Annotated in this window: 9 protein-coding genes; 7 read left to right on the top strand and 2 right to left on the bottom strand. The window is 50.9% G+C overall.

The window, feature by feature from the left end; all coding sequences use genetic code 11:
- Positions 1-109: 109 nt before the first annotated feature.
- A complete protein-coding gene (locus IXB28_RS01665) occupies positions 110-1,144 on the top strand; it encodes a hypothetical protein (protein WP_215616815.1) in 1,035 nt (344 codons plus the stop codon).
- An 85-nt stretch (positions 1,145-1,229) separates the two neighbouring features.
- Positions 1,230-1,796: a TIGR04376 family protein gene (locus tag IXB28_RS01660; RefSeq protein ID WP_215616814.1), complete on the top strand. Its 567-nt coding sequence runs from the start codon at positions 1,230-1,232 to the stop codon at positions 1,794-1,796.
- A gap of 76 nt (positions 1,797-1,872) precedes the next feature.
- On the opposite strand, the gene IXB28_RS01655 is transcribed toward IXB28_RS01660, so the two are convergent.
- Positions 1,873-3,036, bottom strand: a complete 1,164-nt coding sequence (locus IXB28_RS01655; protein ID WP_215616813.1) for a cysteine desulfurase family protein — start codon at positions 3,034-3,036, stop codon at positions 1,873-1,875.
- A gap of 5 nt (positions 3,037-3,041) precedes the next feature.
- The gene (locus tag IXB28_RS01650; RefSeq protein ID WP_215616812.1) at positions 3,042-3,422 is read right to left on the bottom strand and encodes a DUF4359 domain-containing protein; all 381 of its coding nucleotides are present in this window, start codon (positions 3,420-3,422) and stop codon (positions 3,042-3,044) included.
- 289 nt (positions 3,423-3,711) lie between these two features.
- Between IXB28_RS01650 and IXB28_RS01645 the strand changes: the two genes are divergently transcribed.
- From IXB28_RS01645 to IXB28_RS01625, 5 genes are all read left to right on the top strand, one after another.
- A complete protein-coding gene (locus IXB28_RS01645) occupies positions 3,712-6,159 on the top strand; it encodes an ATP-binding cassette domain-containing protein (RefSeq protein WP_215616811.1) in 2,448 nt (815 codons plus the stop codon).
- A gap of 108 nt (positions 6,160-6,267) precedes the next feature.
- Positions 6,268-11,559: an nSTAND1 domain-containing NTPase gene (locus IXB28_RS01640; protein ID WP_215616810.1), complete on the top strand. Its 5,292-nt coding sequence runs from the start codon at positions 6,268-6,270 to the stop codon at positions 11,557-11,559.
- A gap of 140 nt (positions 11,560-11,699) precedes the next feature.
- Positions 11,700-12,149 (top strand): hypothetical protein, encoded by a 450-nt coding sequence (locus IXB28_RS01635; protein WP_215616809.1) that lies wholly within the window; start codon positions 11,700-11,702, stop codon positions 12,147-12,149.
- Positions 12,150-12,261: 112 nt separating this feature from the next.
- Complete coding sequence (locus IXB28_RS01630; RefSeq protein ID WP_215616808.1) at positions 12,262-13,275, top strand: phosphate/phosphite/phosphonate ABC transporter substrate-binding protein; 1,014 nt, start codon at positions 12,262-12,264, stop codon at positions 13,273-13,275.
- A gap of 432 nt (positions 13,276-13,707) precedes the next feature.
- Complete coding sequence (locus tag IXB28_RS01625) at positions 13,708-14,979, top strand: serine/threonine-protein kinase (RefSeq protein WP_215616807.1); 1,272 nt, start codon at positions 13,708-13,710, stop codon at positions 14,977-14,979.
- Positions 14,980-15,507 lie beyond the last annotated feature (528 nt).

Raw genomic sequence — 15,507 nt, 5'->3', positions numbered from 1 at the left:
GTTTGCGGTATAGTCTGCTAACTTTCTAGGCAACTTATGTCAGTTTATGGACATTACGCTATTTTGAGTCTGTCTATAGTCGTTGCTACCCAATCGTACTTGTCACGTTATGAGCCAATCTAGACGGTCTAATGCCACGGCAGCTGCCAATGTGGGTAATAATCCGAACGCCGATACCTTGGCGGATAACTACGCCGAAGATTTGATGGATGAAATCTTTGAGGACGTGGATCGTATTTTGGCGGGGGATGAGGCGGCTATCTATGCGGAAACCGCTACTCAGGAACCTGTGGCTTCAGCTGTATTTCAGGCAGAAGCGGTGACAGTACCGGCGATGATTGTGCCCTTGTCAGCGGCCCAGTCGATGGAGGCGAGTGCCACACTCCCCATCGCTGACCCCATATCGTCTGATGAGGATGGGGCGGCAGAGTCAGAGCCAGCGACCGAAGAACCTAGCAAAAAGCGACCCTGGCGCAAGCTTGTGTTGGGTGTGCTGTGCGTCTCTTCCCTAGCGGCTGTAGGCGTTTGGTGGATGCGCCAGCAGCGTCCTTCCCTGTGGCCCTCCTTTGCCCCTGCGGTGGTATCAGAAACACAAACCACCGTGGCAGCACCTCCGGTGTCTGGGGAAGAAGCCTTTGGTGAATATCTCACCCGTTCCTTGCGAATCATTGGCGGTGAGCGGACGGCTCAGCGGGAAACCCAAGGGGCAAATGGTGCGGTTTCGACGTTGCCAGTGCCCACATCAGGCAGTCCCCAGGTAGCTAGCAAGCCTGGGGTGATTGAGCGTGTGTTTGTGCCGCTGTTGCAGCCCCGGGCCACTACTCAAAACCCGACGGCTACCGCGGCTAAACCCTCTGCTTCTTTGCCCGCTCCCAATACGGCTGAACAACCTAGTGGCGCACAGAATGGTGCTGCGGCTACAGTACCTAATATTGCAGCGGTGAACACCTATGAGCTCGTCGGCGTGCTGGAGTTGGGCGATCGTTCTGCGGCTCTGTTTGAAATAGATGGCACCTCTCAACGGGTTTACATTGGTGAAACCATCGGCGCCAGTGGTTGGAGCATTGTTTCCATTGGCAACGAAGAGGTGGTCGTTCGTCGTAATGGTGAAGAGCGTTCCATTTATATTGGTCAACAGTTTTAATTGAGGAACAGCATCGCTGACCCCAGGTTTCTAGCTCAGTAACGGCTCAAGAACGTCGTTTCTCTATCCATCTGCAACGGCAAAAATGAGTATTTTTGATGATTTCAGCCGCTTTTTAGAAACTCGTTTGGATGAGTTCCTAAAGGCTCATCCCCATTTGGAAATGATGGCCCTTGAGGAACAGCTGCGGGGACAAGAAGAGGATGCGATCGCAACACTAATCACCCTAAAGCGTCGAGAAACTGAGCTGGAAGCAGCGGTTCTAGAAACGGCCCAGGACATTAAACGCTGGCATGAACGAATTGCAAAGGCAGAGTCTGCCAATCGGTTAGACCTGGTAAAACCTGCCAAGGAAAGAGAAGCCACCCTGCTGCGCCAAGGCAATCACCTCTGGGGACAAATGAAAAGCGTCAAGTCGCGTTTAGCTGAAACCAAGCAACTGCGACAACGCATCCAGGCAAAGCGTCAGGAAGTAAAAGCCAAAATGGCGGCGGCGCAAACCGCCACCCAGCCACCCCCAACCGATTCGAGTACGACCGGCTGGCACCGGAGCCCTTTCCAATCGAAACCTTTAGATCCCCTAGAAGAGAGTTTTCAGCGCTGGGAAACGGAAGCAGAACTGGATGCCCTCAAGCGGGAGATGGGCCAATAATAGGCCGTCGAATCACGCTTGTCGTCATGCGGTTGGTTTCCCATAGGGGCTGTGGGCTCCGCGCGGTCTCACAACACTATAGCCTTGAGGATAGGTCCCTTAAGGCTTCCACCGTTTGCACAACGGCCTGGCCCACCTGGTCCACTTCCTCAGCTGTGGTGAAGCGGCCCAGGCCAAAGCGCAGGGAGGTATAGGCTAACTGGTCGCTATGTCCCAAGGCTTTGAGCACATGGGATGGAGCTGTGCTAGTGGAACTGCAGGCCGAACCAGAGGAAAGGGCAACCATGGGCTGTAGACCCAATAGCAATGCTTGCGCATCCACACCCCTAAAGCTGACGTTGAGATTGCCGGGCAAACGGCAGCTAGGGTGGCCGTTGAGGTGCATGTTAGATAGTTGCGTTAGATGGTTGAGCAATTGAGACCTCAACTCACCCAACTGCACTTGTTCCGTTGCCATGGTTGCCATGGCCAGTTCCATCGCTTTGGCAAATCCCACAATCTGTGGCGGATATAACGTCCCCGAACGTAAGCCGCGCTCATGGCCACCACCATGGAGTTGGGCCGCTAAATTGACGCGAGGGTTGCGTCTGCGCACATAGAGGGCACCGATTCCTTTGGGCCCATAGACTTTATGGGCTGTCATGGACATCAAATGGATATTCATGTCCCGCACATTTAACGGGATTTTTCCCACGGCCTGGGCGGCATCGGTGTGGAATAAAATCTCATGGGATTCGCATAGCTCACCAATTTCACGGATGGGTTGCAGCACACCAATTTCATTATTGGCGGCCATCACAGAAACCAAAATAGTATCTGGCCGAATCGCCTGTTCTAGTGCGGCTAACTCCAGTAGCCCATCGGCCTGCACCGGCAAATAGGTGATTTCGAACCCTAAGGACTCAAGATAATGGCAAGGATCTAACACAGCACTGTGTTCCGTTACGACAGTGATAATGTGTTTCCCATGGCCAAAATATGCCTCTGCGACTCCTTTGATGGCTAGGTTGTTGGCCTCGGTGGCTCCACTGGTGAAAATAATCTCTTCTGGCTCTGCATTAATCGCCTGGGCAATGGTTTCACGACTGTTGTTGATGGCGGCAGCGGCACTCCACCCATACTGATGCAAACTGCTAGGATTACCAAAATGCTCAGTAAAGAATGGCATCATTGCCTGCACAACTGCTGGATCTAAGGGGGTCGTTGCATGGCAATCTAAATAAATCGGTGGGTCAGCCATTGGTTTTATCCCACCGTTTGTTGGATTGGAATGAATCGATTCAAGATGCCGAGACTTTTCACCCGTACTGCTGGAATCCTTGTTGTGTAAAGGCTGAACAGACCAAAGTTTTGGCGTTGAGTATTATCTTCAATAAACTCCGCTAGATCGTCTTCACTGATCAGTCGTCCTTGCTCGACCGCTGTCGTGCAGATATCTCCTAAGGCTTTGCCGAGTTCCCCTAGCCAGCTATCCAGTTCTTTGGCTTGGCAGAATGCTGAGCGCACTTCATTTTGCAAGGTTTCTGCCGCAAAGGCGTTGTAACGGTCTTGACCGGGGTTAGTGGCAATTAGCACGACTGCCAATGTACCTGTTCCCACCATGCCCAAAAATGCTTTTACGTTCATTGATTGCGGTCGTGTGCCAATAATGTGAAGCCTACTCTACCGTTCTAGCACAAGACCGTTTTACATAAGGGGGGCTTACCCGAGGGCACAGTCGAGTTACAAAAATGCGATGGCTGATGATTAAAACGCTAGGTAAATTTTAGAATTGAGAGAGAATGCCTGTAGTAAAAATGCTACATGTAAAAAACTGTGTTTAAATTTGCTTGATAGGGTGATGACGGTAAGCTCGAAGTGGGTTGACCAGTAAGCTCAGCCTCAATGTACGGGAGTATGCCTATTATCTACGGCCATGACTGATACGTTTCATCAGGCGACGGTAGTTGCGCCCACACCAACCCTTGAACTCAATAATCGGGGAGAGGTCAGCACATTTGAACTGATTGAGGACTGTCATCACTTGGGTCGGGATCCTAGTTGGTCTGACCTCCATATAAATCAGATTGGCTGGGGGGTGCTTTCCCGGCGGCAGGCTTTGTTGGTGCGAGAAGGGGATAACTATCGTATCTTTGATGGCGATGGTACCCAACCTAGTCGGAACGGTATGTTTTGTAATCATACCCGTATTACTCCGAATACTGGATTGCTGCTACAGGATGGCATGCAAATAGAAATAGGCTTATCTCCTGAGAACCGTATTGTTGCCACCTACCATGGTTTGCCAGATCGTTTTCCCGTCGCTAAGGCGGTGCTGTCCAAGCGTAAGTTAAATTTGCGGGACCTGAACGAATGGCCTGTGGAATTGGGCCGCTCTCCGACGCCCAATCGATATGCTTCTATGCAGCTAGATTCGCCAACGGTTTCTCGTTTGCATGCCAAAGTGTATCGAGACGCGAGTGGTCATTTGACCCTAAAGGATAGTAGTACTAACGGTACCTATGTAGACGGTAAGCGCATTACTCGCCCTTATCCCCTAACCGAACGGACCCGTATCCAAATTGGCCCATTTACATTGGTGTATGAAGATCAGTGTCTTGCTTTGGAAGATACGGGGAGCCAGATTCGTTTGGACGTGCATAAGCTGGTGCGTAATGTGCGCGATAAGACAGGGCGGCAGAAGACAATTTTAAACAATATTTCTCTGGCCATTGAACCTGGTCAGTTAGTTGCATTGGTGGGGGGGAGTGGTGCTGGCAAATCCACACTGATGAAATCGTTGGTGGGGATTGCGCCTACGACTAGTGGTGCTGTCTTCTTAAATGGGGATAATGTGCGCCAAAATTGGGGCATCTATCGTTCTCAAATTGGCTACGTGCCTCAGGATGATATTGTGCACCCCGATCTAACCGTGGAGGAGGTGTTGCGTTATGCCTGTCAGCTTAGGCTACCGCCAGATACTGACACTGCTGCAGTTTTGGAGAAAACATTGGAGCAGATCAAGCTCTCCCATGTGCGCCATACGTTTGTGCGGAATTTGAGCGGTGGTCAGCGGAAACGCGTCAGTATCGGTGTGGAGCTGTTGGCGGATCCAAAATTGTTTTTCTTGGATGAGCCCACTTCTGGTCTGGATCCGGGGCTGGATAAGTCGATGATGTATTTGTTGCGGGAGCTGGCAGATCAAGGGCGTACGGTTATTTTGGTGACCCATGCAACGGCGAATATTTCTATTTGCGATCGCATCACCTTTCTGGGGAGAGGTGGATACCTATGCTATTTTGGTCCGCCGGAAATAGCCAATTCCTTTTTTGATTTATCTGAGAATGAAGATTTTTCAGACATTTATCTCAAGTTAGAGCAGGGTAGTACCAATGCGGAAAATCAACAGGTTGTTACCGGCTGGAGCCAGCGCTATCTAGCTTCTGCGGCCCATAAGGCCTATGTGGAAGAGCCCCTTAGTCCAGGCAATCAGCAGCAGCGATCTGCGGATGACCGAGTCTACACCGGGATCTCTTTGATCAAGCAGTTGATGCTATTGGCCCAGCGTTATCTTAATCTTATTTGGCGAGGACGCTTGAGCCTGGTTTTGACCCTCTTGTCGGGACCGATTGCGATCGCTTTATCTGGCTTGATCTTGCATCAGGAGACACCTTTAGGTCTATTGGACGAGCTTGACGCAGCCCAGGCCCCTTTGGCCCTAAGCTTGGTGTTTGTGTTTAGCTGTATTGCCATTTGGATTGGGTTATCCAGTGCGGTCCGTGAGATTGTCAAAGAATCGGCAATTTATCAGCGAGAACGGCTGATAAATTTAGGTCTGGTGTCTTATTTGGGGTCCAAAGTTTTGATATGGCTGGGGATTGCGGCTGCCCAGTCATTGTTGATGACGGTGGCTATTTGGCTCTCGTTTCTCGAACATCCAGTGGGCAATTTGTTGCCCTGGGCTCTGGGAATATTTGTCACCAACTTTCTGATTGTATTTGCCAGTGTCAGCCTGAGCTTGACCATCTCAGCCTCAGTGAAAAATGAAAATGCGGCCAATAACCTGTTGCCGCTGATTATGATTCCTCAGATCATTTTTTCCGGGGTGTTGTTTGATTTATCGGGTATCTCTAAATATCTGTCTTGGTTGATGATTAGTCGCTGGGGAGTGGGGGCCTATGGAGCCTTAGTCGATGTCAATGTCATGGTGCCCGATCCCATCACGTTGCCCGATGGGACAACGCTGCCCCAAGTGTTTGCGGGCTCCTCCATCTATGAGGCGACCTGGGGTAATTTGGGTCTAAATTTGGGGATTTTGTTGGTCCATGGGTTGGTGTATCTATTGTTGGCATTGTGGTTGCAGAAACGCAAAGATATTTTTTAGGTCGTGGTTGAGTTGAGGGGGTGCATATTGGATCACTAATAAACGTACTCATGGTTGCAATCTTCGCTGCTGTTCATTGAACATGGGCAACATTATAGAGATAGGAACATGCCAATCTCACTTGGGACAAGTCAACCGGCCGATGCCCTCAAGTCAGGGGCTGCTAAACTGTGGGTGCTGCTGGTAGGGGTGAATCACTATCAGGATGAACGGTTGCGATCGCTCCAGTATCCTGCCCCCGACTGCCAAGGGTTAGCCCGGGCCTTACGGTCTGCGACCCAGGCATTTCCCAGTAAAGAATTTTATATTCACCATGACTTTGCCGAGCAGCTGCCCACCTTGGCGGCAGTGCGCAAACAGCTTATTTATTTAGCGACAGCGGCTCAGCCCCAGGACACTATCTTGTTCTACTTTTCGGGGCATGGCATGTTAACTGCTGAATCTAAACAGGCTGTGCTCTGTTTGCAGGACACCGATAAAACAGAATTGGCGGTAACTGGATTACCCCTAGGTGAACTGCTCACCACGCTGGGCCAATCTTTAGCAAGGCAGCAGCTAGTGTGGTTAGATGCCTGCCACAGTGGTGGTTTAACCCTGCGTGGTGCTAAGGGGGAAGGAGATCAGAAAGACAGCGAGCTGGTGAACCCTACGCCGCATCTGGTGGATGTATTACGACAGCGAGCGGCCCAGGGAAAAGGATTTTATGCGCTACTTTCTTGCGATCAAGAGCAGCGTTCCTGGGAGTTTCCAGAGCTGGGCCATGGCGTCTTTACTTATTATTTGATGAAGGGGCTGAGGGGAGAAGCTGCCGACTCTCAAGGGATTATCGACGCTGATGGTCTCTATAAATACGTATACCATCAGACCCTGCGCTATATCGACAAGGCCAACCAGCAAATTCGCCTGGTTAATCGGCAAAAACAGGGGCGAGGTGAAATTGAGTTTCAGTCAGAATATCCTTTGCAAACCCCCAAGCGGATTGTGGAGGGGATGGGCGATCTGATTCTAGGGATGCAGACGGCTGAACTAACCACAGGCTCCCAGCGTAGGGCGTTGATTTTTGAAGGACTGAGCCACTACCCTACCAGTCTGGCCTTGGGAAAACTGTTGCAGCAGGTGGGACAGTTTGCATTGCAATATTGGCCACAGCCAGACCAGTCTTGGGAAACAGTCAAAGCCTCCATTCAAGATGTATTAACTCCCCAGTCAGAGGTGAGTGACACTGTGCAAACCGTTTTGATATACCTGCGCGGACATATTGAACAGAGTCCAGAGGGCGAATCTTGGCTGGTGTTAGGCGATGGCTTAAGGCTATATCGTTCCTGGCTAAGACAACAGCTGCGGCGGGCGCGAGGCGTGCAGCAAATCGTGATTTTAGACTGTCCGGGAGCCGTTAACTTACAAGAGTGGGTGGATGATTTATCCCTCACCGAGGATTGGGGACAGTGTGTAATTGCCGCTGCCCCCCTGTCTGCCCAAAGCGATCAGTTTGCTCAATCATTGTTAGATACCCTCCAGTCCGCTGATGCCCAGTTAGGATTGCCGGTGGCTGCCTGGATTGCGCAACTGCAGGTGCATCTGGCGGGCACACCGCTGGCCCAGGCAAGCCAAGAGATTTTGCCCCTAAGTTGGTTATCTGGCACCAAGGGGGTGATAGAAATGCTGCCAAGTCAGCTGGGGCGGCAGGCAGGACCGCGTTCTCAATCCCTTGATTTGGGCCTTTGCCCCTATTTAGGCTTACGGGCCTTTGCGCCGGAGCAGTCGCAATATTTTTATGGTCGTCAAGGGCTGACCGAGCAGTTGATTGCGCATGTGCGACATAACTCTGCCCTGGCGGTGGTAGGAGCATCGGGCAGTGGTAAATCTTCAGTTATGCAAGCGGGGTTAATGGCCCAGTTATTCCAGGGACAGCGAATTCCCGGTAGCGATCAATGGTGGATTCGGCTATTTCAACCGGGGGCTGAGCCGCTTAAAGCCTTGGCGGCTAGGCTGGTGGATCCAGGCTCAGAACGGGAGCGGGGCTATCAGGCGTTGCAGTTAGAGGGCTTATTACATCTGGGCAGCGATGGCTTTGTTCGGTGGTTGAGGGAGCGCCCTGAACCCATGGTGGTGCTGGTGATCGATCAGTTTGAAGAAATTTTTACCCTGGCTCCCGAGGCTGAGCGGCAGGCATTTCTGGCACTGTTGCACGGAGCTATGACCCATGCGGCGGATCGGTTTAAATTGGTTTTGGGGGTGCGGGCCGATTTTGTGGCCGCCTGTTTGGCAGAACCCACCTTGGTCAATCTGTTACAGACTGGGAGTGTTTTTGTGCCACCACAGCTGACCACAGAGCAATATCGTGAGATAGTTTTACAGCCCGCTGAGCAAGTGGGTCTGCAGGTGGAATCGGGGCTGGTGGATCTGTTGCTGCGGGAAATGGATAGCTCTACAGGGGAGTTACCCCTATTGGAATTTGTTCTCGAAAAATTGTGGGAAAAGCGTCAGGCAGGTCGCTTAACCATAGCGGCATATCAAGATTTAGGCGGGATGCAAGGGGCCTTAGAGCGACAGGCGCAGGCCGTGTACGAGAGTTTAACACCTGAGGCTCAGAACTGTGCCCGCTGGATCTTTTTATCCCTAACCCAGCTAGGGGCGGGAACAGAAGATACCCGTCGTCGCCTTTTGAAGACAGCCCTAGTGGTGAAGAAGTATCCGGTGGAGCTTGTGGAGAGCACCTTGGAGGTGTTAACCGCTGCCAAGCTAATTGTAGTGCGGGCATCGGCCTACGAAGAACCAGAGACTGTTGTCGCCCAAAGCCGAACTGGCCAGGATGCGGAGACGGACTCTGATGCTGCCCATGCTGAGTCGGCTGAACTGTCGCCCGATATTCAGGGTGCTAGTCCGACGGTTGAAATTGCCCATGAGATTTTGATTCGCCATTGGTCTACTTTGCGCTGGTGGCTCGATGAAAATCGCAGCCATTTGCAGGTGCAGCGGCAGCTAGCGCAGCAGGCGGCGGACTGGCAAGCGAGCGATCGGTCCCAGGATTTTGTGTTGACAGGGAGTCGTTTGAGCGAGGCGGAGTCGCTATATATCAAATATACCGATGAGCTGCCAGAGATGGTGCAACAGTTTGTTGAGGCTGGTTTTGCGGTGCGTCAGCAGCATCAGCGCCTGGCCAAGCGGCGGCTGCGGCGGGCGCAATTGGCTGCGGTGGTGATGGGGGGCTTGGGCCTCTTGGCGCTGGGCTTAGGAGGGCTGGCTTTGCGCCAAAGTGCGATCGCACAAGCTGAAGAAATTGAAGCACTCAATGCGTCCACTACGGCGCTACTGTCATCCCATCAACCCTTAGATTCTCTCAAATCGGGGGTTCAATCTGCGTATCGCTTAGACCAGTTTGATGTCCTCAAGCAGTGGTTGGTAGGAGGAGATCGCCTCAAGGTTTTGCAGTGGCAGACTGCAATGGTCCTGCACCAGTCCCTAGATCAGTCGCACCTGCTCAATCGGTTTAATGGCCATACTCAAAAAATTGAAGATCTGGTGCTGAGTGGTGATGGTCAGCAATTTTGGTCCACTGGCGATGATGGTACCGTGCGGGTTTGGCGGCAGGATGGTGCCCTTGTGCACACTATTGATCTTAATCGTGATCGTGAGGTGCCCGTGGGCATCGTCAGTCTGAGTCTGAGTTTAGATGAAACTAGGCTCGCCGTGGGATTGAACGATAAAACCGTTGAGCTATGGCAAGTTAGCGATTTATCACAGCCTCAACGTCTGCAAAGCTGGGAGGTGGGACCGATACCTCGGGTGGCCCTCAATCCAGCCGGTAACTTGTTAGCCGTGGCCACCCGAGGGAGTATCGATGCCTCCACTGTGGGGCTGACCCTTTGGCAAACCGATGGAACGCTATATCAGCGATTTAAGGGACATCTCGGTGGTGTGGGGGATGTTGTGTTTAGTCCCAATGGTCAGGGTCTTGCCTCTGCGGGGGATGACGGCACCGTACGTTTTTGGCAGCTGGATGGCACGTCGCTCCAAACATTTAAGGGGCATCAAGATGCCGTCGCCAGTGTGGCTTTTAATGTAGAAGGTACTGCTTTAGCCTCTGGTGGTGACGATGGCACCGTACGGCTTTGGCCTCTTGATAGTGCTCGTCCAGCGACCCAGTTAGGCGAGCCTCTCTCTCCAGCTGCAGCAAACCGGGTGCATGATGTGGCCTTTAGTCCCGATGGCTTGACCATAGCTGCAGCCAGAGCTAACGGCCAAGTGCAGCTATGGTCTGCGGATGGCAGTTTGAACAAAACGTTGGTAGGTCACCAGGCCGAGGTGACCCGGGTGCAGTTTCGCGCCGACGGTCAAGAGGTAGTTTCTGCTAGTGGCGATCAAACCCTGGCACTATGGCAGGTCGCGCCGCCCATGGTGCGGTTGGGGGAAGGCAGTGTGAATGGGGTCCAGCTAGCTGGACTAGATGGACCCCAGCTATTTGCCGTTGGTGGTTGGGATGGGGCCACGATTTGGGAGTATCTAAATGGGGGCATGTCCTCATTACGCCAGCGTTTGGATATGCCTGGGGGAGCAGTGGTGGAGGCCCTAAGCATCAGCGAAGATGGGCAGCTTCTGGCTACGGCCTTATCCGATGGCGAGTTAGGGCACCAGTTGCAGCTCTGGAAAATAAGTGACGGTACCTTGTTGGCCACCCTGCCTGGCCATGACGCGAGGATTACTAGCCTGGCATTTAGTGCTGACGGTCAATATCTGGCATCGGGCAGTGACGATCGGACCGTGAAACTGTGGTCCCTTGAGGCCGAACCAAGGTTACTCAAAACATTGCAGGCCCATACCGATGGTGTCACTGATGTGAGTTTCCATCCCACTAAGCCTTGGTTAGTATCCAGCAGTTATGACCGCACCGTACGTTTATGGCAGCTAGATATCCAAGGCAACAATGTACAGGGTACGGTCTTTCAAGTATTGGATCTTTTCCAAGCAGCGGTGGCGACTGTGACCTTTAGCCCCGATGGCAATGCTCTGGCTGCGGGTAGTTGGGATAGCCAAGCCTATGTGTGGCAGCTTCGGGGCCAATCTGTCGCACACTCCAAGGTGTTGCAGGGGCCAGTGGGTGGGGTGCCCGATGTGACATTCACTGCCGATAGTCATACCCTCATCGCAGGCAGTGGTCAGGGGGGGCTATATCTCTGGGAAGTGGCGACTGGTCGACTGATTCAAGGGGGGTTGAACACGCACGGCATGATCCATAGTGTCAGCGTTCAAGGGCCACTGTTGGTGGTGGGGACCGCTGGCGGTGCCGTGGTTCGAGATTTAACCTTGGCAACGGTGATGGCAAATAGCTGCGATCGCATTCGCAATTACTTACTGACCAATGCCCGCCTGTCTGATAAGGATCGACATCTTTGCGATTAATTCCTAGAAATGATTCAAAAAACGTTTGTTATCCCTGCATACTTCTCTAACGCCATACATACAGAGGATTGAGGAAAACAAAGCCAATCAAAAACATCTCTCCTCACGTTAACTCCTTGTAAGCTATTGAGGTAAATCCCATGACTATTAATTCTTCTTCCGTACGTCCCAAAGTTTTACTGGGCATTTTGTTAGGCACATTATCTTTGGGGGTGGCTGCTCCCCAGGCTTCAGCTAATCCGCTGCTAGAGGCATTGCCTGGTGGTTCCATCATTAATTCTATTTTAGGTGGCCAGTCCCAGTCCCAGCCTGCCCCTTTACCATTGCCCCCGATGGATTTAGGGTCCGACAATGTTCGTAACAATAATTTCAACCTGTGCGTTGTCAGCTGTGGTGGAGCGTTGCCTGGTGGAGCGTTGCCTGGGGGCGTTTCTCCCCAAGCGCGCCCCTTGCCCCCCCAGGGTATTCCCCAAGGTCGTCCTCCTCAAGCTCGTCCTCCTGTGCCTTCCCGTGGACCAGCTCCTGCCGCTCGTCCAGCGGCTCCTACCAGCCCCACGTTGGTTGTGCCTCCCATTCCCATTCGTCTGTAGCTTCGGTTTCTCCGGCATCAAACGCAACTATTAAACACCACACCTAGGCTTAAGAGATGTTGTCGATTTCGACTGTCTCTTAAGCCTTTCCGCTACATTGAGATATGTGAAAATGCTACACGCCTTAGCTGCCTCGTTGTCCCAAATCTTTAGCGATCGCACTCCCATGGTGAACTTTACAACCGTTAGTCGTTGGCTACCCCTCGTCGTCTGCGCCAGTTTGCTCGGTTGCACTGAACCTGAACCTGAGACCAACGAAAGAATGACCATTGGTGTTGTGAGCTACGGTGCTTCCAACGTTTCATTGGAAAAATATCAACGGTTTCAAAATTACCTGGCCGAACAGACTAAAATTCCCTTCGACTTAGAAATTGCCTATAACGAACTTCAGGCAGCCCAACAAATTGACCGAGGCAATTGGCAAGTCGTCTTTGCACCGCCAGGTTTGGCTGCTATGGCCGATAAACGCGGCTATGAACAGCAATTTGTGTTAGATAGGCCCAATCAATCAGAATACGCCCTGATTGTAGTACGGGCTGATAGCGAAGTGAATGAGGTGGTTGATCTTGGCTTTAAGGACATTGCCATGGGGGAACCGGGCTCTGCCGCAGGGTATTATTTGCCGCTGTATTACCTGTATGGCTTGACGCTGAACAAGGTTCATTTTGCACCAACCCCTGCCACAGTATTGGAGTGGGTTAGTGATGGCACGGTCGCCGCTGGTGCAATTTCTGAGCAGGAATTCGAGACATTTCGCACCAAGTTTCCCGATACCGAGTTTAAAGTTTTACTCCATAGCAAGGATCAAACTGCTAAGGAACGGCCTATCCCACCGGGGGTTGTCCTGCTTGGTGTCGTAGAGCGTGGCCAAGGAGAGTTTATCGCTCGAATAATGAGGGAAGCCCCTGCGGATATTACTAGTGATGCGCAGTATATTCCTACTGGCAATCTTCCCGACTATAAGGAAATGGTTCGAGTGGTTGAAAAAATTAAGCCCCTCGAATCGCAAGTGAAGCAGTCGCCTGCCGTACTGACCTTAGAACATTTAGATGCCGTATCATCCAAAGAACTAACACAACCGGTGGAAGCAGCGCCCGTTCCAGAGACTGTACCTGCTGATAGTTGACGAAAACTGGCTGAACGTTATGGGCCTTGATTATGTAGCCTTCAAAGATTCACATTCTTGTATTGGGTTTATTCAGGGTGCATGGCGGTTCATTTCCGTCCCTATTAATAAGAGTAAAGCAAAAGCAGGTAGCCTATTCTCTAAGCTGACGTCATTGATGCCCCAATTATATGTTCTGTAACCTATCGTGGGTAGTCACTTTCAGCATTCATTTAAATAGGGTTTAATAAGAATAAGACAGTTAATCAACTAAGTTTGATGCATTGCTGCTTCTGGTTTAGTTACTAAAGCGTTGTCCTATAAACGTTCGCAAAACTTTGATCTTTTATTGAAGCCCATAGACATAATGAATGATAGGGATAGCTGAGCCTCATGCTGGTCGACTAAGTTTTTAACGATTATGCAGATGACCACTGGGAAGGACTTGAAAAGATGTCAAAAATCATCATGAACAAGCCAGAAATACAAGGTGGAACCTTAATTGATAATCGATACTTAATTGATAAGGTATTGGGGCAAGGTGGTCTGGGACGAACCTATCTGGCGGTTGATACTCGACGCTTTAATGAGCCTTGCGTACTGAAAGAATTTGCCCCTAGTGGTACAGGTCAACACAGTTTGCAAAAATCGCGTTCTCTGTTCAAGCGCGAAGCTGAGATTCTGTATCATATTGAACATAATCAAATTCCTAACTTTTTGGCCTGCTTTGAAGGGGATGGCCGTCTTTTTTTAGTTCAAGAATATGTTAATGGCCGGACATATTCTGATTTACTCAAGGAACGACGTGACCAGGGCTTGGCCTTTGACGAAGCAGAGATAATTGACTGGCTACATAAGCTCTTGCCAGTCCTTAACTATATTCATGAACGTGGAGTGATTCATCGTGACATCTCCCCCGACAATATAATGTTGCCAGAAAATGGTAATTTACCTGTCTTAATCGATTTTGGTGTTGGGAAGCAGATTGTTGAGAACTCCAACTTGAATGAACGCGATATCAATGAGGTTTCCTATGTAGGAAAAATGTCTCTGGTGGGCAAAGTTGGCTACGCCCCTCATGAACAGATTCGTTTAGGCATTTGCTCTGCCAGCAGCGATTTATATGCGCTGGGGGTGACTGCCATTGTGCTCCTCACGTGCAAAGATCCGTCGATGCTGATGAATCAGTACACCTTGCAGTGGGAATGGCCCAATCACGTTGATCTCAGTCCTCAGTTTTCGCAAATTTTGGACAAGTTATTGGCCGATACGCCTGCCAGTCGGTATCAGTCGACGGCTGAAGTATTGGATGACTTACAAGCGCTGACTCAAGATTTTGATAGTGAGCTACAGCCGGAGGAAACCCTGCTCAGCCTTTCCTATGATGAGGTAATGGCCTCCCAAACGCTAATATCTTCACCGCCGCCAGGCTTGGCGACTCCTACTCAGGATGCTTCCTCATTTAATAATGTGGCGCCAGTGGCAGTTCCGGCACCGAAGCAAATAGCTCAGCCCCCTTCGGCTTTGGCGAATAATGTAACTCCTGCCTTTATTGATCGGTGCAAAGAGAAATTGGCCGACTATATTGGTCCCATGGCTCAGTTTGTAATTGATGAGGTCTTGGATGTCCACGCGCCTGCTAGTATTCATCAACTGGTTGATCTGCTGCTACAAGAAATCCCTAGCCCCCAGGAAGCTGAAGAATTTCGACGTCATCTTTTGTAGAGTCTTTGTCACTGCATCGGATTTTATACATTGACTATAGGCTCTGCTGACAGTGGCATGATGCCCCAGGCATTTAGCGTTTCGAATTTAGCGGGGGAACTCATTACGAGTTCCCCCGCTAAATTCTTGTTTTGGTCTCGTCATGCAGTCTTTTGCTTGATTTGTTGGCCTCAACTCCTGGTATAGATGGTTCCTTATAGGACAATGCCTGGGTCGGGGGTAGCCGAAACCTAACCAATGTGGATTGGAGAGGAGAAGCCATAGCAATGGGGGGTGACACCATTGATCTTTGGGCGTATTGGTGCTGCATTAGATTTGATGTGATCTATGTTGGCCAGGTGCGATCGCTAATTTTCTAGTGTTAGTGTTGGGGTTCGAAAAAATATTTCAGAAAAAATGAGATATGGAACCCATGCTAGGCAAAGGTTTTAGTTAATTACTTGTTTTAGTCAAGACTTTTTTTCGCAGATCGGTGCATACCTTTTTAGATTCCTCCTATTGAAGAGATGTGGGGTTCACACCTGAACC

It is taken from the genome of Leptothoe kymatousa TAU-MAC 1615 (assembly GCF_018739865.1).
Taxonomy (GTDB): Bacteria; Cyanobacteriota; Cyanobacteriia; order Phormidesmidales; family Phormidesmidaceae; genus Leptothoe; species Leptothoe kymatousa.
This window is presented reverse-complemented; position numbering and strand designations above follow the sequence as displayed.

Coding starts and splice junctions, on each gene's coding strand:
- IXB28_RS01665 (WP_215616815.1), top strand. CDS start 110: ATGAGCCAATCTAGACGGTCTAATGCCACGGCAGCTGCCAATGTGGGT.
- IXB28_RS01660 (WP_215616814.1), top strand. CDS start 1,230: ATGAGTATTTTTGATGATTTCAGCCGCTTTTTAGAAACTCGTTTGGAT.
- IXB28_RS01655 (WP_215616813.1), bottom strand. CDS start 3,036: ATGGCTGACCCACCGATTTATTTAGATTGCCATGCAACGACCCCCTTA.
- IXB28_RS01650 (WP_215616812.1), bottom strand. CDS start 3,422: ATGAACGTAAAAGCATTTTTGGGCATGGTGGGAACAGGTACATTGGCA.
- IXB28_RS01645 (WP_215616811.1), top strand. CDS start 3,712: ATGACTGATACGTTTCATCAGGCGACGGTAGTTGCGCCCACACCAACC.
- IXB28_RS01640 (WP_215616810.1), top strand. CDS start 6,268: ATGCCAATCTCACTTGGGACAAGTCAACCGGCCGATGCCCTCAAGTCA.
- IXB28_RS01635 (WP_215616809.1), top strand. CDS start 11,700: ATGACTATTAATTCTTCTTCCGTACGTCCCAAAGTTTTACTGGGCATT.
- IXB28_RS01630 (WP_215616808.1), top strand. CDS start 12,262: ATGCTACACGCCTTAGCTGCCTCGTTGTCCCAAATCTTTAGCGATCGC.
- IXB28_RS01625 (WP_215616807.1), top strand. CDS start 13,708: ATGTCAAAAATCATCATGAACAAGCCAGAAATACAAGGTGGAACCTTA.